Origin of the sequence: Mesorhizobium sp. M1143, from assembly GCF_040318435.1 — a bacterium.
GTDB lineage: Bacteria > Pseudomonadota > Alphaproteobacteria > Rhizobiales > Rhizobiaceae > Mesorhizobium.
Map to the genome: position 1 here is coordinate 17,220 of NZ_JAMYMJ010000013.1, position 17,068 is coordinate 34,287.

General features: G+C 63.9%; 15 protein-coding genes and 1 pseudogene. 8 read left to right on the forward strand and 8 right to left on the reverse strand.

Annotation, left to right across the window (positions count from 1 at the left end):
• The first annotated feature begins 181 nt into the window (after positions 1 to 181).
• The 5 genes and pseudogenes from NKH35_RS12225 to NKH35_RS12245 all read left to right on the forward strand — a co-directional run bounded on the left by NKH35_RS12225 (position 182) and on the right by NKH35_RS12245 (position 4,486).
• Positions 182 to 1,153 carry a sugar-binding transcriptional regulator gene (locus NKH35_RS12225; RefSeq protein ID WP_023754042.1) on the forward strand — a complete coding sequence of 324 codons (972 nt, stop codon included), beginning with the start codon at positions 182 to 184 and terminating at the stop codon, positions 1,151 to 1,153.
• A gap of 94 nt (positions 1,154 to 1,247) precedes the next feature.
• The gene (locus NKH35_RS12230) at positions 1,248 to 3,302 is read left to right on the forward strand and encodes a bifunctional aldolase/short-chain dehydrogenase (RefSeq protein WP_352914689.1); all 2,055 of its coding nucleotides are present in this window, start codon (positions 1,248 to 1,250) and stop codon (positions 3,300 to 3,302) included.
• A gap of 214 nt (positions 3,303 to 3,516) precedes the next feature.
• Positions 3,517 to 3,851 (forward strand): annotated as a pseudogene (locus NKH35_RS12235) (D-alanine--D-alanine ligase A); the annotation flags it as partial.
• Between the two features lie 94 nt (positions 3,852 to 3,945).
• Positions 3,946 to 4,206 carry a ribbon-helix-helix domain-containing protein gene (locus NKH35_RS12240; RefSeq protein WP_023704832.1) on the forward strand — a complete coding sequence of 87 codons (261 nt, stop codon included), beginning with the start codon at positions 3,946 to 3,948 and terminating at the stop codon, positions 4,204 to 4,206.
• A complete protein-coding gene (locus NKH35_RS12245) occupies positions 4,199 to 4,486 on the forward strand; it encodes a type II toxin-antitoxin system RelE/ParE family toxin (protein ID WP_023704831.1) in 288 nt (95 codons plus the stop codon). The genes NKH35_RS12240 and NKH35_RS12245 overlap by 8 nt, the downstream gene beginning before the upstream one ends.
• A 71-nt stretch (positions 4,487 to 4,557) precedes the next feature.
• Here the strand turns inward: NKH35_RS12245 and NKH35_RS12250 are convergent, their stop codons facing one another.
• The 3 genes from NKH35_RS12250 to NKH35_RS12260 form a co-directional block, all read right to left on the reverse strand.
• Positions 4,558 to 5,610 (reverse strand): substrate-binding domain-containing protein, encoded by a 1,053-nt coding sequence (locus NKH35_RS12250; protein WP_023687049.1) that lies wholly within the window; start codon positions 5,608 to 5,610, stop codon positions 4,558 to 4,560.
• A gap of 46 nt (positions 5,611 to 5,656) precedes the next feature.
• Positions 5,657 to 6,652, reverse strand: coding sequence for an ABC transporter permease (locus NKH35_RS12255; RefSeq protein WP_023668572.1), 996 nt, complete (start codon positions 6,650 to 6,652; stop codon positions 5,657 to 5,659).
• Between the two features lie 74 nt (positions 6,653 to 6,726).
• Positions 6,727 to 8,238, reverse strand: a complete 1,512-nt coding sequence (locus NKH35_RS12260) for a sugar ABC transporter ATP-binding protein (RefSeq protein ID WP_352791021.1) — start codon at positions 8,236 to 8,238, stop codon at positions 6,727 to 6,729.
• Positions 8,239 to 8,375: 137 nt separating this feature from the next.
• Between NKH35_RS12260 and mtnK the strand changes: the two genes are divergently transcribed.
• The 3 genes from mtnK (at position 8,376) to fba (ending at position 12,114) form a co-directional block, all read left to right on the forward strand.
• A complete protein-coding gene (gene mtnK / locus NKH35_RS12265; protein ID WP_023668574.1) occupies positions 8,376 to 9,644 on the forward strand; it encodes an S-methyl-5-thioribose kinase in 1,269 nt (422 codons plus the stop codon).
• Positions 9,641 to 10,735 carry an S-methyl-5-thioribose-1-phosphate isomerase gene (mtnA, locus tag NKH35_RS12270; RefSeq protein ID WP_352914691.1) on the forward strand — a complete coding sequence of 365 codons (1,095 nt, stop codon included), beginning with the start codon at positions 9,641 to 9,643 and terminating at the stop codon, positions 10,733 to 10,735. Before mtnK ends, mtnA begins: the two co-directional genes overlap by 4 nt.
• A gap of 314 nt (positions 10,736 to 11,049) precedes the next feature.
• Positions 11,050 to 12,114: a class II fructose-bisphosphate aldolase gene (gene fba / locus NKH35_RS12275; protein ID WP_023687044.1), complete on the forward strand. Its 1,065-nt coding sequence runs from the start codon at positions 11,050 to 11,052 to the stop codon at positions 12,112 to 12,114.
• A 161-nt stretch (positions 12,115 to 12,275) separates the two neighbouring features.
• On the opposite strand, the gene NKH35_RS12280 is transcribed toward fba, so the two are convergent.
• The 5 genes from NKH35_RS12280 to NKH35_RS12300 all read right to left on the reverse strand — a co-directional run bounded on the left by NKH35_RS12280 (position 12,276) and on the right by NKH35_RS12300 (position 17,039).
• A complete protein-coding gene (locus tag NKH35_RS12280; RefSeq protein WP_352914693.1) occupies positions 12,276 to 13,382 on the reverse strand; it encodes an isopenicillin N synthase family dioxygenase in 1,107 nt (368 codons plus the stop codon).
• Between the two features lie 136 nt (positions 13,383 to 13,518).
• On the reverse strand, positions 13,519 to 14,175 hold the full coding sequence (locus tag NKH35_RS12285; RefSeq protein WP_023668578.1) for a methionine ABC transporter permease: 657 nt from the start codon (positions 14,173 to 14,175) through the stop codon (positions 13,519 to 13,521).
• Positions 14,156 to 15,244, reverse strand: coding sequence for a methionine ABC transporter ATP-binding protein (locus NKH35_RS12290; RefSeq protein ID WP_023687042.1), 1,089 nt, complete (start codon positions 15,242 to 15,244; stop codon positions 14,156 to 14,158). The genes NKH35_RS12285 and NKH35_RS12290 overlap by 20 nt, the downstream gene beginning before the upstream one ends.
• A gap of 84 nt (positions 15,245 to 15,328) precedes the next feature.
• Entirely contained in the window at positions 15,329 to 16,183 is an 855-nt protein-coding gene (locus NKH35_RS12295; RefSeq protein ID WP_023668580.1) for a MetQ/NlpA family lipoprotein, read from the reverse strand.
• Positions 16,184 to 16,355: 172 nt separating this feature from the next.
• Positions 16,356 to 17,039, reverse strand: coding sequence for an SDR family NAD(P)-dependent oxidoreductase (locus NKH35_RS12300; protein ID WP_023668581.1), 684 nt, complete (start codon positions 17,037 to 17,039; stop codon positions 16,356 to 16,358).
• Positions 17,040 to 17,068: the final 29 nt, after the last annotated feature.

The window sequence follows — 17,068 nt, forward strand, 5'->3', positions numbered from 1 at the left end:
CCCGAATTTTCATTGTTGAGAACTTCTAACCACAGGTTCCCGCCACGTCACCATCGGCGATTCCCGACCGGGCACATTTGGCGCAATGATCGTCCAGATTCGATGGCCAAAAAGGTATCGTGTACCCACGCCAATTTGACTTTTGTCGAGAGCCGTGAATAATGTCAGCCGAGGAGACGGCATGGCGATCCGACCGGCAGAACAGCTTATACACAAGGCCGCATGGCTCTATTATGCCCATGGCCTGCGCCAGGACCAGGTCGCCAGCCAGCTTAACATCTCCCGCGCCTCGGTCGCCATGTATTTGCGCAAGGCGCGCGAGACCGGCATCGTCAACATCTCGACCTCGACGCAGCTGTTCACCGACGACGTATTGGCACGCCAGCTCGAGGACGCGCTCAAGCTTGATGCGGTGTGGATCGCGCCGGAGAATGCCTATGTCGTCGACCCTTCGACGGACGTTGCGGTGCTGGCGGCGGGCGTCTTTCTCGAACTGGTCAAGAAGGGCGACCGGATCGGCGTCGCCTGGGGCCGCACCGTCTACACTATCGCCGACGTCATGTCCTATGCCGACCTGCAGGACGTCACCGTTGTGCAGCTCTGCGGCAATCTCGGCGCGCCCTACTCCTACCGTCCCGACCAGTGCACGATGGAGATCGCCCGGCGGCTCAACGCCAAGGGCCTCAATTTCTACGCGCCGCTGGTGCTGACGACGGAATTGCTGGCGCATGGGCTGCGCGCCGAACCGGTGATCCGCGAACAACTGGCCGATATTGCCAACTGCGATCTGGCGCTCTATTCGGTCGGCACCGTCGACGCCGACAGCCATGTCGTCAAATGCGGCGCGCTCAGCCCCGGCGAGATGGGGCTGTTGCGCGAAGCGGGCGCCGCCGGCGTCGTTGCCGGCCAGATCATCGATGCCACCGGCAAGGCGCTCGACTGCAGCTACAACCGCCGCGTCATCTCGGCCTCGCTGTCGTCACTGCGCCAGATCGAAAAGCGGCTGATGGTGGTGCAGGAAGACAGCAAGTTCGAACCGCTGCTCGCCGCGCTCGCCGGCGGACTCTGCACGCATCTCGTCGTCGGCGCCAGCATGGCGCGGCGGCTGCTCGACCATGCCGGAGCCAGTGCGGGGGCAAAAAAGGCTTCCTGACCAACGAAATCCCAGCAGCAGGCGCATTGTCATCAAGGCGTCGCGGCACTCCTGTTCACAGCAACATCAAAGACAGCAAAGCGGACATAGCGACATGAAGAACCTTTGGAATGACGGCGACGCGGAAAGACTGGTTGCCGACTATGCGAAAAAGGGCGTTGCCCGCGACCTCGCGCTGCGCGTCTACACGACCCGGCTGCTCGGCGGCGAGCCGCGGCTGGTGCTGCATGGCGGCGGCAACACCTCCTGCAAGACCAAGGCCACCGATCTCGTCGGCGACGAATGGGATGTGCTGTGCGTCAAGGGCAGCGGCTGGGACATGGGTGTGATCGAGCCGCAAGGCCTGCCGGCGGTCAAGCTCGGCGCGCTGCTGAAGGCGCGTGCGCTGGCCAGCCTCGCCGACGAGGACATGGTGGCGCTGCAGCGGGCGAACCTCATCGACCCCGCCTCCCCCAATCCATCGGTCGAGACGCTGCTGCACGCCTTCCTGCCGCATAAATTCGTCGACCACACGCATTCGACCGCGATCCTCGCCATCGTCGACCAGGCGGACAGCAAGCCGCTGATCAAGACCGTGTTCGGCGACAAGATGGGGTACGTGCCCTACATCAAGCCGGGCTTCGACCTCGCCAAGGTGGCCGCCGATGTCTACGACGCCGACCCCAGCGTCGAAGGCCTGATCCTCGACAAGCATGGCATCTTCACCTTCGGCGACGCTGCGAAGCAGGCCTATGACCGCATGATCCATTATGTGAACGTGGCCGAAGACTATGTGGCGAAGAACGGCAAGCCGAAGGCAGCGAAAGCCGCACTGCCGGCCAAGCTCGCAACGCCGGCAGCGATCGCGCCGATGCTGCGTGGCGCGGTGGCGGTGGCGCGTGGCGAAGGCCGCTTCGACCGCATGATCAGCGACTTCCGCACCTCGGATGCCATTGTCGATTTCATCAATTCGGCCGGCATTGCAGACTACGCCGGACGCGGCGTGTCGACGCCCGACCTGTCGATCCGCATCAAGACCGGACCGATGGCGGTTCCGGCGCCAGACGCCGACAAGATTGGCGACTACAAGGCCGTCATCAAGAGCCATGTCGACGCCTTCGCCAACGACTATCGCGCCTATTTCGAAACCAACGATGCGCTGGACGACGTCCAGCGCACCATGCTCGACCCGATGCCGCGGCTGACGCTGGTGCCGGGCCTCGGCATGTTCGGCCATGGCCGCACGCTGAAGGATGCGAAGATCGCATCTGATGTCGGCGAGATGTGGATCGAGGCGGTGCGCGGCGCCGAGGCCGTCGGCAGCTTCCATCCTCTATCGAAGGCCGACCTCTTCCCGCTGGAGTACTGGTCGCTTGAGCAGGCCAAGCTCGCCTCCAACAAGCCGAAGCCGCTGACCGGCCAGGTGGTGCTGATCACTGGCGGCGCCGGCGCGATCGGTGCTGCGACGGCAAAACTGTTCGCCGCCAATGGCGCGCATGCCGTCGTCGTCGATCTCGATGCGGCCAGGGCGGCCGAGGCGGCAAAGGCAGCCGGCAACAATTCGATCGGCGTCGGCGCCGACATCACCAACCCGGCCGAGCTGCGCGCCGCCTTCGACAAAGCTGTCGCTGTCTATGGCGGCGTCGACATTCTGGTCTCCAACGCCGGTGCCGCCTGGGAAGGCCGCATCGGCGAGCTCGACGATGCCCTGCTGCGCAAGAGTTTGGAGCTCAACTTCTTCGCCCACCAGTCGGCGGCGCAGAACGCGGTGCGCATCATGCTGGAACAGGGCACCGGCGGTGTGTTGTTGTTCAACACCTCCAAGCAGGCGGTCAACCCGGGTCCGAAATTCGGCGCCTATGGTGTGCCGAAGGCGGCGACGCTATTCCTGTCCCGGCAATATGCGCTCGACTACGGCGCGCACGGCATCCGCTCCAATGCGGTCAACGCCGACCGCATCCGCTCCGGCCTGTTGACCGACGCCATGATCGCCAGCCGTTCCGGCGCGCGCGGCGTGTCGGAGAAGGAATACATGTCGGGCAATCTGCTCGGACAGGAGGTGACGGCAGAAGACGTGGCGCAGGCCTTCCTGCACCAAGCATTGGCCGAACGCACCACCGCCGATGTGACGACGGTCGACGGTGGCAACATCGCCGCAGCGCTGCGCTAGACATAGACCTGGAGCGGTTCATCGTTCACCAAAACGACGAACCGCTCTCCCACCTGAAGGACTCCAGGCGGAGAACTGCTTTTGCAGGTCGTGCTGAAAAACTGCTCGAACTGGTCAAAATCCACTCCAATCCTTGGCCTATTGCTCGACCACTTTAGGGCGCGCCTTGTGTTTCGCATGCGAGCTCCGACCCTGATCCTTGGTGGAGTTGTCGATGGCTGCGAAGAGACTTCGTGTCGGCGTGCTGTTCGGCGGGCGCTCCGCCGAGCATGAGGTTTCGCTGCTTTCGGCAACCATGTCATGCGTACTCTGGATCGGCGAAATACGACTCCGTTCCCACCTTCGTCACCCGCGAAGGCCAATGGCTGCTAAGCGATTTCAAGGACGGCGCGCTGGCGACACCGTCTGATGGGACGCAGCTTTGCCTGCCGCCGGGCGGGCATGGCGGATGCTGGCGATCCCGCCAAGGGCGCCGCATGACCTGCCTGCCATCGAATATGGTGTTCCGGTGCTGCACGCCTGCATGGCGAGGACGGCGCGGTGGCTGGTGCGCGTCGGGCGGTCATGATGCAGGGGCAGATTCCTAACAGATATTGTTAGATCTTGTTGGCTGCATTATAATGTGGGTATGAAAAACGAACCTATGCGCACCCTCACCATATCCCTTACCGCGCAGCAGATAGCTCGCCTGCAAAGCGCTATCGAAGGTGGCGGTTATGCTTCCAACAGCGAGATTGTCCGCGACGCCCTGCGCTTATGGGAGCAGCGCGAGGAATTGCGCACGCTCGAACTCCAGCACTTGAAGCGGGCCTATGCCGACGGGATGGGCAGCGGCAAGCCAGTGGCTGTCGACCACACCGAGTTCATTCGCAGCCTGAAGGCAGAACGCCGCGCCCGTGGCTAGCCATCGGCTCACACCGCGCGCTTCGCAGGATTTGCGAGACATCTGGCACACCATCGCCGCCGACAATGAAAAGGCAGCAGACAGACTGTTGATGCGCATTTTCGAAAGACTGGAGCTGGCGGCGCAGCACCCCAAGATGGGCAGCGCACGGCCCGAGTTAAGCGCAACGGCCCGCGTGCTCGTCGAAGACCGCTATATCATCATCTACGAGCCGCAGCCCGATGGTGTTATCGCTGTGGCGATTGTCCCCGGGATGCGCGATCCAGACCATTGGTTGTAGGCCGGCAGGCTTACCATCAATATGAAAAGAGCGGCCCATAGCCGCCCTTCGCATCTATCAGACGACCGATCCTACTTCGCGTTCGGGTTCGGCATCCAGGCCGGCATGGCGACATCGGCATGGGCGAATTGCGGCAGCTTGGCCGACAGGTCCTCCATGTTCTTGATGTCCTTGTCGATCAGGTCCTTCTGGGTGATCAGCGTCGGCGGCACGACGACGTTGTGGCCGGGATCTTCACCGGCGAGCAGCTGCGCCAGCGCGCGCACCGAGACCTGGCCGACGACGGCAGGGTTGGTGGCGGCGGTGGCGGCCCAGGCGCTGTCGGTCTCGCGCATGGCCGCGATGTCCGAGGTAGAGATGTCGGCGGAGTAGATCTTGATCTTCTTGTTCAGCCCCGCCTCGTCGACGGCGATCTTCACACCCTTGGCGAACTCGTCATAGGGCGCGAACATCACATTGATGTCGGGATGCGCCTGCAGCACCGAGCGCGCCTGGTTGGCGACCGAGTTGGCGATCGGGTTGTCGAGCGTGCCGAACATCGCGACTTCCTTGATGCCGGCATGTTTCTTCTTCACGTCGACCCAGGTCTCGTTGCGGCGGTCGAGCGGCGCGATGCCAGCGACATAGACATAGCCGGCGTTCCAGCTCTCGCCATTGTCCTTGACCGCCTGCTCGAGCGCCAGGCGCGCAAGGTCCTTGTCGGACTGTTCGATCTGCGGGATCTTGGGGTTTTCGACATTGACGTCGAAGGCGACGACCTTGATGCCGGCATCGACCGCGCGCTGGGCGGCGTCCTTCATCGATTCCGTCAGGCCGTGCTGGATGATGATGCCCTGCACGCCGAGTGCGATGGCCTGGTCGACCATGTCGGATTGAAGGGCGGCGTCCTGGCGGCTGTCGAGCACGCGCAGATCGATGCCGAGCGCCTTGGACTGGGACTCGACGCCCGAGAGATAGGCCTGGAAGAAATCGCCGGTCGAGAGATAGCGCACCAGCGCGATCTTGACGCCGGGCTTGTCGAACGGCGCCGGCTTGTCGGCGGCAAAGGCCGGGACCTGCATCAGCATTGTTGCGCCGGCCAATCCGAGCGCGACCTTCCCCAAAAGTCGTCTTGTGATGTTCACGTTCTTTCCTCCGTTTGTTGAACCCAAAACTGTCCCGGCAGCCATTCTATCTCCTGCCCCGGCCGGAAAGGGCGAAGGTAAAGACAAGGGCGACGACGAGAACCACGCCCTTGACGAAATCCTGCGTGTAGTAAGGCGCGTTCATCATCGTCAGGCCTTGCAGCAGGATGCCGACGAACAGCGCGCCGATGGCGGTGCCGAAGGCGTTCGGCTTGGCGGCGCCGAGCACCGCGTAGCCGATCAGCGCCGCGGCAACCGCATCGAGCAGCAGATTATTACCCGACGCGATGTCACCGCGTCCAAGCCGTGCGGCCAGCAAAATCCCGCCGATCGAGGCAAAAACTCCTGAAATGACGTAGGCCCAGATCTTGTATGCCTTGACAGGCGCGCCGGCGAGTTCGGCGGCCCGTTCATTGCTGCCCACGGCATACATCATGCGGCCGAAGCGTGTGTATTCGAGGAAGAACCAGATCAGCACGGCGAGCACGATCAGCACGACCACCGAGACCGGAATGAGGTTCGGGATGAAGAAGTCGAAGCGGTGGCGGCCGAGCGCCAGGAAGGCGTCGGAGAATTTGCCGTTGGCGACCGAGCCGTCCGGCATTGTCATACCGGTGGCGATGGAGCGTCCTTCAGTCGGGATGCGCTGCAAGCCGACGAGCAGGAACATCATGCCGAGCGTCGCCAGCAGATCGGGCACGCGCATATAGACGATCAGCCAGCCATTGATGAGGCCGACAAGGGCGCCGATGAGCAGGCAGATGAGGACAGCGACGACAACGTTCTGCTCCAGCACCACCATGACATAGGCAGCCGCCATCATGGCCGATGTGGCGACCGAGCCGATCGAGAGATCGAAGCCGCCGACAACCAGTGTGGCGGTGACGCCCAGCGCCAGCACGCCGGTGATGGCGACCGACTGGAAAATGAAGACGGCACTTTGCGGCGAGACGAACCCGTCGGCGGCGATGGCGAAATACGCGATCAGCCCGAACAGAAGCACGATGAACCCGTAGCGGATAGCGTAATCGCGCAGCGTCATTCAGCGCCCGCCGTCAATACCCAACTCAAACCCGTGCACTCCATTCCAACCCTCAGTTCTTCAATCATCGTGGCTCAGGCCGCACTGTGCAACGGCCCGCCCGCGACTTCGGCCAGCAGACGGTCGAGATCGACATCGGCGTTGCGGTGTTCGCCGACGATGGTCTGCTCGGACACCACCAATATGCGATCGGCCGTCTCCAGTGCCTCGTCGAGTTCGGTGACGAACAGCAGCGTGGCGCGGCCATTGGCGCTGGCCCTCAGCTTGGCGGCGATGTCGCGCCTGGCGGAGATATCGACGCCCTGGAACGGTTCGTCGAGAATGAACAATCGGGCGTCCTGCGCCATCCAGCGGGCCACCATCACCTTCTGCTGGTTGCCGCCCGACAGAGTGGTCATCTCGTCCTTCTCCGAGCGGCAGACGATGCCGAGATCCTCGATCTGCCGGCGGGCAATAGTGCGTTCAAGGCCGCGTTTGAGAACTGAAAAGCGCGACATGCGCTTGTGGAAGGGCAGGCTGATGTTTTCCTGGATGTTGAAGCCGCCGACGATGCCGTTTTCGCCACGGTCCTTGGCGACCAGAAACACGCCGGCGGCGATGGCTTCGCCGGTCGACGCGGGCGCATAGGGCTTGCCATATAAAGTCATCGTGCCGGACAGCGGCTTGCGCAGGCCGAACAGCGTCTCGGCGAGCGCTGTCTTGCCGACGCCGACGAGGCCGGTGATGGCAACGACCTCGCCGTCGCCGAGCGTCAGCGAGAATGGCCGGGCACCAGGGGCGATGCGCAAGGAATCGACGGTCAGGATCGGCTTGGCAGAACTCCTGGCTTCGATGCGGTCAAGATGGATCTTGCGGCCGAGCATGGCGTTAACGGCACCCTCATAGTCGAGAGGCTTGCTGTCGAAGACGCCTGAGATGACGCCATCGCGCATCGAGACGATGCGGTCGGCCAGCCGCCTGATATCCGACATGCGATGCGAGATGTAGAGGATGGCGACGCCCTGCTCGCGCAAGCGGTCGAGCAGCGCAAACAGCCGGTCGGCCTCGGCGCTGGACAGCGACGAGGTCGGCTCGTCGAGGATCAGCACTTTCGGCTGGTGCGCCATGGCGCGCGCGATGGCCACCATCTGGCGATCGGCCAGCGACAGGTCGCTGATGCGGGCCTTGAGGTCGATGGCGAGCCCCATGCGGTCGGCCACCGCTTTGGCTTCGCGGCGCACCCGGCCGGGGTTGAACAGCAGCGGCGCGCCCTTGCCGCTCAGCCGGTCGAGCGTCAGATTGGTGGCGACATCGAGATCGGCGACGACGCCGTCATTGATGTTTTGGTGCACGGTAACGACACCGGCGCGGATCGCCTCTGCCGGCGTGTTCGGCGCAAAGTTGCCGCCAGCGAGGTGCATGATGCCGCCGTCATGGTCGTAGACGCCGCTGATGATTTTGACGAGGGTGGACTTGCCGGCGCCGTTGGCGCCCATCAGCACAGTGATCTCACCGGCATGCAATTCGAGCGAGACGCCGCCAAGCACCTCGATATGGCCGAAGGATTTCCTCAGCCCGTCCACGCGGAACACGGCATCATTGCCCATTCGTTCCTCCCTGACGATGACGCTATGGGCTACGTGATCAATTGTCAACTCGATTGACAATTGCCAGTCAGCTTCCTAGCTTGGCCTCACCGCCATCGCTCCACTATGATTGGAGCGAGCAAGCGGGAGGGTGAGGAATGACTGCGAAATTGCCGTTTGAAGCACTGTCGGTGGAGACGCTTGCAACGCGCCTCGGTACGAACGAAGCGCTGTGCGCCAAAATCGGCAAGGGCCCTTGGAAGGTGCGCGAGGTCGGCGACGGCAATCTGAACCTCGTCTTCATCGTCGAAGGCGGCTCGGGTGCGGCCGTGGTCAAGCAGGCCCTGCCCTATGTTCGCCTCGTCGGCGACAGCTGGCCGTTGCCGCTCAAACGCTCCTTCTTCGAGTATCACGCGCTGACGCGGCAAGAGGCGCGCGCGCCGGGCTCGGTGCCGGCGATCCTCCATTTCGACGAAGCCCAGGCGCTGATCATCATGGAATATCTGGCGCCGCCGCACATCATCCTGCGCCGTGCCCTGATCGACGGCCGCGAGTTGCCAAATATCGCCCGCGACATCGGCCTGTTCATGGCCCGCACTTTGTTCCGCGGCTCTGATCTCTCCATGCCCACCAAGGACCGCAAGGCCGACCTGGCGCTGTTTGCCGACAATGTCGAGCTCTGCGGCATCACCGAAGACCTGGTGTTTTCCGACCCATATTTCGATGCCAAGCTGAACCGGCATACGTCGCCGCAACTGGACGGCCTGGTTGCCGAACTGCGTGCCGACCGCGACCTCAAGGTCGAAGCGCAGCGGCTGAAGCATATCTTCGCCGCCAACGCCGAGACGCTGCTGCATGGCGACCTGCATTCGGGCTCGATCATGGTCACCGACACCGAGACGCGGATGATCGATCCGGAATTCGCCTTCTACGGTCCGATGGCCTTCGACGTCGGCATGCTGCTCGCCAATTTCTGGATGTCCTACTTCTCGCAGCGCGGCCATGAACAGAAGGGCAAGCGTGACGCCATGCGTGCCTATCTGCTCGGGGTGACCAACGACACCTGGACGGTGTTCCGCGCCGAGTTCTCGCATCTATGGCGCACCGAGCGCACCGGCATGCTTTACCAGAAGAGCCTGTTCGAGGATCAGGGCGACATTCTCGCCTCGGAGCAGGCGCTCGACCATGTGCTGCACCAGATCTGGACCGACCTCTTGGGCTTTGCCGGCATCGAGGTGCACCGGCGCATCCTCGGCCTCGCCCACAATGCCGATTTCGAGACCATCGAGGACGAGGATCTGCGAGCCTCCTGCGAGGCCAAGGCGCTGAAATTCGGCCGTCACATCGCCGTCAACCGGCGCCAGATTCACGGCATGGACGAGGTTAATAATCTGGCCGCTTTGATCGAACGGGAGAGCAGGATTTGAACGTCGGCGAGCGCCACTACCGCACCATCTGGCTGAGCGACGACCAGCGTTCGGTCGAGATCATCGACCAGCGCTGGCTGCCGCACGAGTTCCGGGTCGAGACGATCGGGAGCGTTGCCGGCATCGCCACCGCGATCCATGACATGTGGGTTCGTGGCGCGCCGCTGATCGGCGTCACCGCGGCCTACGGCGTCGCCATCCAGATGGCGGACGATCCGTCTGACGAAGCGCTCGACGCGGTCTGGGAGACACTGCACAAGACGCGGCCGACTGCGATCAATCTACGCTGGGCGCTGGACGAGATGCGGCGGTTCCTAAGGCCGATCGTATTGGGACAGCGCGCGGAGGCGGCCTATAAGCGCGCTGCCGAAATCGCCGACGAGGATGTCGATCTCAATCGCGCCATCGGCGAGAACGGGCTTGCCATCATCAAGGAGATCGCGGCACGCAAGAAGCCGGGCGAGCCGGTCAACATCCTCACCCACTGCAACGCCGGTTGGCTGGCGACGGTCGATTACGGCACCGCCACGTCGCCGATCTATCTCGCCGTCGAGGCCGGCATTCCGGTCCATGTCTATGTCGACGAGACGCGCCCGCGCAACCAGGGCGCCCAGCTGACCGCCTGGGAGATGGCCGGCCACGGCGTGCCGCACACGCTGATCGTCGACAATGCCGGCGGCCATCTGATGCAGCGTGGCGCGGTCGACATGGTGATCGTGGGCACCGACCGCACCACGGCCAATGGCGACGTCTGCAACAAGATCGGCACCTATCTCAAGGCGCTCGCCGCCTCCGATAATGAGGTGCCCTTCTACGTCGCTCTGCCCTCGCCGACCATCGACTGGACGGTGGGTGATGGCCTGACCGAAATCCCGATCGAGGAACGCTCCGGTGACGAGGTGTCGCTGGTCTGGGGCAAGACGGCGGACGGCAAGATTGCGCAGGTGCGGGTTTCGCCCGAAGCGACGCCGGCGGCCAATCCGGCGTTCGATGTGACGCCGGCACGGCTCGTGACGGGGCTGATCACCGAGCGCGGTGTGGCCAAGGCTTCGCGCGAAGGGTTGAAGGCGATGTTCCCCGAACGCGGATAATCTCCCCCCTTGAAGGGGAGATGTCGCCAAAGGCGACAGAGGGGGTCGGTGCGTCCTGAAGCGTTGACTTTCATCTGCCGCAAGGAGGTCGCACCCAGTCGAACCGACCCCCTCTGGCCTGCCGGCCATCTCCCCTCATGGGGGGAGATTAGCGCCTCACCGGCTGGCTACCGAATTTCGGCCATGCAACAAGAATTGCGGCCTCGATGGCCGCTGACGGTTGCGGTTCTGGCGAAATCCGGCCAGAAGCATCTAGGCCGGCAACCGGCCGGCCCGCGACGTTGCGCTTGAAACCAGATACGGGAGACTATTGGGTGGCTCGCATAACACTGAGACAATTGCTCGACCACGCCGCCGAATACGGCTACGGCGTACCCGCCTTCAACATGAACAATATGGAACAGGGCCTCGCCATCATGGAGGCGGCCGAGGAGACCAAGTCGCCGGTCATCCTGCAGGCCAGCCGCGGCGCCCGCGCCTACGCCAATGACGTGGTGCTGGCCAAGCTGATCGACGCGCTGGTCGAAATCCACCCCGACATCCCGGTCTGCATGCATCTCGACCATGGCAACAACGAAGCCACCTGCGTCACCGCCATCCAGTACGGCTTCACCTCGGTGATGATGGACGGCTCGCTGAAAGAGGACGGCAAGACGCCGGCCGACTATGCCTACAATTCCGGCATCACCCGGCGCGTCGTCGACATGGCGCATTGGGGCGGCGTGTCGGTGGAAGGCGAGATCGGTGTGCTCGGTTCGCTTGAGAGCGGCGGCGGCGAGCAGGAAGACGGCCACGGCGTCGAAGGCGCCATCAGCCACGACCAGCTCTTGACCGATCCGGAACAGGCGGTCGAGTTCGTCAAGGACACCCATGTCGATGCGCTGGCTGTCGCCATGGGCACCAGCCACGGCGCCTACAAATTCTCACGCAAGCCGGACGGCGCGGTGCTGGCGATGAACGTCATCGAGGAAATCCACCGCCGCCTGCCCAACATGCATCTGGTCATGCACGGCTCGTCCTCGGTGCCCGAGGACCTGCAGGAAATCATCAATAGATATGGCGGCCAGATGAAGCCGACCTGGGGCGTGCCGGTGGAAGAGATCCAGCGCGGCATCAAGCACGGCGTGCGCAAGATCAACATCGACACCGACAACCGCATGGCGCTGACCGGCGCCATCCGCAAGGTGCTGACCGAAAACCCGAGCGAGTTCGATCCGCGCAAATACCTGACGCCGGCCATGGCCGCGATGCGCAAACTGTGCAAGGAGCGCTTCGAGCAGTTCGGCACCGCCGGCAATGCCCAGAAGATCAAGCCGCTGCCGGTAGCTGAGATGGCCAAGCGCTACAAGTCGGGCAGCCTTGATCCGAAGTTTGGGTGAAGTCCCCTGGCGCCTCTTCCTTCTCCCCTTGTGGGGAAGAAAGAAGAGCTATTGACATAAAAAAGGCCGGGCGCGAAAGCAGCCCGGCCAAAAGAAGGTCAAGAACCTTCAGAGGGGAACACCGTTCGGTGGAATGGGAGGAAACCGCCGAACGATAATTCCTATATGCGCGCATTCGCTGCGGTTGGCGACGAACGGCTTTCTAAAACAATGCGGGATGCGGAAATTTCGTTCTTGTCTTCCAAGATTTCAGCCGGCTGAGCGCCGGTTTCCAGGAGATCGGCGTAGTGCCGGCGCGCCACGTCGGGATGCGAGCGCAGGCGGCTCTTCAGCACATTGGTACCGACATTGCGAAACAGCGGATTGTCGGGATCGCTGGCCGGACCCCGCGCCTCGGCCGCCAGTTCCTCGGGCAGGTTGAGCAGCGGGATCGTGGCGTCGAGCCGGGCGCTGAAGAAGAAGGGCACCGAAATCCGCTCGACACCGGCCGGTGGCGTTACCACGCGGTGGACCGTTGCTCTCAGATACCCGTTGGAGGCCAGCTCGAGCAGTTCGCCGATGTTGATCACCAGCGTGTCGGGCAGCGGATCGACGTCGACCCAGGCACCGTCATATTCGACCTGCAGCCCCTTGCTCTCGTCCTGCAACAGAAGCGTCAGGAAACCGCCATCCTTGTGCGCGCCGACGCCTTGGTTGTCGCCGGTGGCGTCGCGGCCGGGGTAGCGCACGATCTTCATGCGATGGTTGGGCTCGGCCCGGTAGACGGGATCGAAGGCGTCCTCGGCCTGATCGAGCGACAAAGCGAAGGCCCGGAGCAGCCGGATCGCCACCGCCGTCGCCTTGGCCTGCCATGCGAGTAGCGCCGGCTTCAGCTCGGGCAGCGTGGCCGGCCACTGGTTGGGCCCTTGCAGCCGCGTCCAGGCGGGCACGCCGGGGCCTTGTTCGATGGCCGGGCGTTCGACGCCGATGTCGAGCTGTTCGCGCCAGTCGGCCTTGCCTTTGGTCAGCTCGCCGCCGGCGCGCGTATAGCCGCGGAACTGCGAGGACTTCACCATTTCGATCGCCAGTTTGTCGGCTTCCGGCAAGGCAAAGAACCGGCGCGAGGCGTCGAGCACTTCTGCGGTATGCGCAGCCGATATGCCGTGGCCGGTCAAATAGAAGAAGCCGACATCGCGCGCGGCCGTGCGCAGGTCGAAGAGAAACGTTCGCCGCTCGGAAGCGCCCTGTTCGAGACGGCCGAGATCAAGCACGGGTACGATCCTGGGCATGGTCAAGCTCCTTGTTCCGCTGTCACGGTGGCACGCAGGCCGGTCCGATCAAAGCAACGCGCAATCCAATCTCGGCGCCGATAGAGAAAGCCGGCGCTGCGTTTGGCAGCCTGCCGGCAAATAACGTTCGTGGCGCTCATCCGCGCCGGTCCAGCCTGGCGACCAGCCGGTCACCGACCCACTGGATGCCGCAAACGAGGATGATCAGCACAATGACCACGGCGACCATGACGCTGGTCTCAAAACGCTGGTAGCCGTAGCGGATGGCGAGGTCGCCAAGCCCGCCGGCACCGATGGCGCCGGCCATGGCCGAGGCGCCGATCAGGGTCACCAGCGTCACCGTGAAACCAGCAACGATGCCGGGCAAAGCTTCGGGCACCAGCACCTCACGGATGATCGTCCAGCGGTTGCCGCCCATGGCGCGCGCCGCCTCGATCAGGCCGCGATCGACCTCGCGCAGCGACACTTCGGCGATGCGGGCATAGTAGGGCGTCGCCGCAATCGACAACGGCACGATCGCCGCCCAGGTGCCGATCGAGGTGCCGACGATCAGCCGCGTCACCGGGATCAGCGCCACCAGAAGGATGATGAAAGGCACCGAGCGGAAGCCGTTGATGACGGCGCCGAGCGCGCGGTTCACCCACAGGCTTTCGGCAATGCCGCCGCGCTCGGTGGCGATCAATGCCAGGCCGAGCGGCAGCCCGAAGACGAGCGAGATGAGGCCCGATGCCGCCGTCATCAGGACCGTCTCCCAGATCGAGCGCAGCAGAAGTTCAAACAGAACCGGCGACATGGCCAAGCACCTCCACCCGTGCGTCGCGGGCCTTCAGGAATGCGATTACTTTGGACAGATGTTTCGGATCGTTGCCCGCGACCGCAAGGAACAGCGTGCCGACCGGCTGCTGCTGGACATGGTCGATGCCACCATGGACGAGGCGGAACCGTCCCGGCACGGCCACCGCAAGATCGGACAGCAGCGGACCGCGCGCGGCCTCACCTGCGACGTCGACCCTGAGGATGAGCTCGGCGCCGCCTCCGGGAGCAAGCCGGCCGGCAATCTCGGCCGGCAGTTGCGGGCGGATGCCGCCGAGCAGGCTCCTGGTGATTTCGGAACGCGGCTCGGCAAAGACCGACCACACCGGGCCTTGTTCGACGATGCGCCCGGCATCGATCACCGCGACGCGGTCGGCGATCGAGCGGATCACCTCCATCTCGTGGGTGATGAGCAGGATGGTGAGGCCGAGCTGCCGGTTGATGTCTTTCAGCAAGGCCAGGATGGAGCGCGTCGTCTCCGGATCGAGCGCTGAGGTCGCCTCGTCGGACAGCAGCAGCGCCGGCCGCGCGGCCAGCGCCCTGGCGATGCCGACGCGCTGCTTCTGGCCGCCCGACAGCGAGGACGGATAGGCCTTCGCCTTCTCCGACAGGCCGACGAGGTCGAGCAATTCGGCGGCGCGCGCCAGCCGTTCGGCCTTTGGGCGGCCCTCGATCTTCAGCGGCAGCGCGACATTGTCCTCCACGGTCTTGGCCGACAGCAGATTGAAGTGCTGGAAGATCATGCCGATGCGACGCCGCAGCGGCTGCAATTCACGCTCGCCGAGCCGGCCGATCTCGCGGCCCTCGATGAAGACGTCGCCGGAGTCCGGCCGCTCCAGCCCGTTGAGGCAGCGGATCAGCGTCGACTTGCCGGCGCCGCTGCGGCCGATGATGCCGAGGATCTCGCCCTTGCGCACCGTCAGCGAGACGCCGTCGAGCGCAGGCGTCGCGCCAAAGCGGCGCTTGAGGTCGACCAGGCGTACGACATCTTCTTGCCCGGCCGATATATTGACCGGACCGGATGCCTCGGCCGTGACGTGCTGGTTCATCTCACTGTCCGTTTCAACGCTCGACAAAATGCGACAGCGGCCCGCTCAACAGCGGGCCGCCTGCTCCTGACAACCAGGCGCCAATCAATAGGCGCTGATCCCGGTGCCCTTGTAGACCTTGTCGAACTCGGCCTTGACCGCCTCGTTCTGGTAGGACGCGACCAGCGTCTTCACCCACGCCTCGTTCTCGTTGCCGGATTTCACGGCGATGAAGTTGCGGTAGGGGTTGTCGGCCACTGGCTCCTGGGCGATGCGGTTGTCCGGGCCGAGACCGCTCTTCAGCGCCCAGTCGGTGTTGACGACAGCCGCGTCGAGATCCTCGACCGAGCGCCCGACAATGCCGGCATCCAGTTCCTTGATGACGACCTTCTTCGGGTTCTCGGCAATGTCGGCGGTGGTCGCCAGGATGCCGGTGCCGTCCTTCAGCTTGATCACGCCTTCGTTCTGCAGAACGCGCAACGCGCGGCCCTCATTCGAGGGGTCGTTGGGCAAGCCGATGACGGCGCCTTCGGGCAGGTCGGCAACCTTGGTGTATTTCTTGGAGTAGAGGCCGATCGGCCAGACGCCGGTGTAGCCGACGCGCACGATGTGGTACCCTTGGGTCTTGATCTGGTTGTCGAGATAGGGCTGGTGCTGGAAGGCGTTGGCGTCGATCTCGCCGCGCTCGAGCGCCTCGTTGGGCTGGGTGTAGTCGTTGAACACCACGGTCTCGACGGTCAGGCCTTTTTCGGCGGCCTGGGCGACGACGACGCGCCAGACATCCTCATCCTCGCCGCTGATGATGCCGACCTTGATAGACTTCTTGTCCTCGGCGAAGGACGGCGTCGGCTGAGCCAGACCGGCAAGCGTGACGGCCGAGGCAAAAAGTGCCGCAAGGGCAGCTCGCCGGCTGATGGCTGAAAAAAGAAGAGAGCTGGAAGCGTTTCCGCGTTCGGACATTGTCGATCCCTCGTAATCCTGAAGTCATTGCGGCGAGGTGGAATACCAAGCCTTGACGACATCATCGGCAATGCTGCTTGCCGGATCAAAGAACCGCATTTCTTCTCAAACACGAAGCCGGGAATATTCTCTCAAAGATTTCGCAATTGCGAGAACGGTCACGCCGGACCGGTCAGAATGTCTCGACAAAGGGCCGCAGCTCGACCTCGAAGCTCCAGGCGCTGCGATGCTGGCGATGGGTCGCGAGATAGGTCTGCGCGATCGCATCGGGCGACAGCTGGCTGTCCGGTCGCTCGGGCTTCGTCCCGACCGGCTCGATCTGGCCGTCGATAATGAAATGGGCGACATGGATGTTCTTCGGGAAGAGTTCGCGCGCCATCGACTGAGCCAGACCGCGCAGGCCGAATTTCGGCATGGCAAAGCCGGCGGAGTTGGGAAAGCCCTTGATGCTGGCGGAGGCGCCGGTGAAAAGAATCGAACCGGAGCCGCGCGCAAGCAGCCGCCGCGCCGCTTGCTGGCCGACCAGGAAGCCGCCATAGGCGCCGACAAGCAAGGCTTGTTTGACCGCATCGGGATCGACCTCGGCGATCGGGCCGCGCGTGCGGCCGCTGGCATTGAAGACGGCAAGGGCCAGCGGGCCTTGCTTGTCGGCGGCGTCAAACAGGCCGGCGACGGAGGCCGGATCGGCGACGTCGGTTTCGACGGCCAGCGCGCCGGTTTCCCCGACCAGCGCCGCGAGTTTGGCCGTGTTGCGGGCGGCCAGCACCACACGATAGCCTTCCGTGGTGAGAAGGCGTGCCAAAGAGGCGCTCAGGCCCGCACCCGCGCCGGCGATCACTGCGACTTCGGATGCCATGTCGTTTCTCCTTGGCGATGACGTGTTCG

Excerpts from the sequence above, each read along its gene's own strand:
- NKH35_RS12290 (WP_023687042.1), bottom strand. The coding sequence starts at position 15,244 with ATGAACCAGCACGTCACGGCCGAGGCATCCGGTCCGGTCAATATATCG.
- NKH35_RS12230 (WP_352914689.1), top strand. The coding sequence starts at position 1,248 with ATGAAGAACCTTTGGAATGACGGCGACGCGGAAAGACTGGTTGCCGAC.
- NKH35_RS12225 (WP_023754042.1), top strand. The coding sequence starts at position 182 with ATGGCGATCCGACCGGCAGAACAGCTTATACACAAGGCCGCATGGCTC.
- mtnK (WP_023668574.1), top strand. The coding sequence starts at position 8,376 with ATGACTGCGAAATTGCCGTTTGAAGCACTGTCGGTGGAGACGCTTGCA.
- NKH35_RS12260 (WP_352791021.1), bottom strand. The coding sequence starts at position 8,238 with ATGGGCAATGATGCCGTGTTCCGCGTGGACGGGCTGAGGAAATCCTTC.
- NKH35_RS12295 (WP_023668580.1), bottom strand. The coding sequence starts at position 16,183 with ATGTCCGAACGCGGAAACGCTTCCAGCTCTCTTCTTTTTTCAGCCATC.
- NKH35_RS12240 (WP_023704832.1), top strand. The coding sequence starts at position 3,946 with ATGCGCACCCTCACCATATCCCTTACCGCGCAGCAGATAGCTCGCCTG.
- NKH35_RS12255 (WP_023668572.1), bottom strand. The coding sequence starts at position 6,652 with ATGACGCTGCGCGATTACGCTATCCGCTACGGGTTCATCGTGCTTCTG.
- NKH35_RS12300 (WP_023668581.1), bottom strand. The coding sequence starts at position 17,039 with ATGGCATCCGAAGTCGCAGTGATCGCCGGCGCGGGTGCGGGCCTGAGC.
- NKH35_RS12285 (WP_023668578.1), bottom strand. The coding sequence starts at position 14,175 with ATGTCGCCGGTTCTGTTTGAACTTCTGCTGCGCTCGATCTGGGAGACG.
- NKH35_RS12280 (WP_352914693.1), bottom strand. The coding sequence starts at position 13,382 with ATGCCCAGGATCGTACCCGTGCTTGATCTCGGCCGTCTCGAACAGGGC.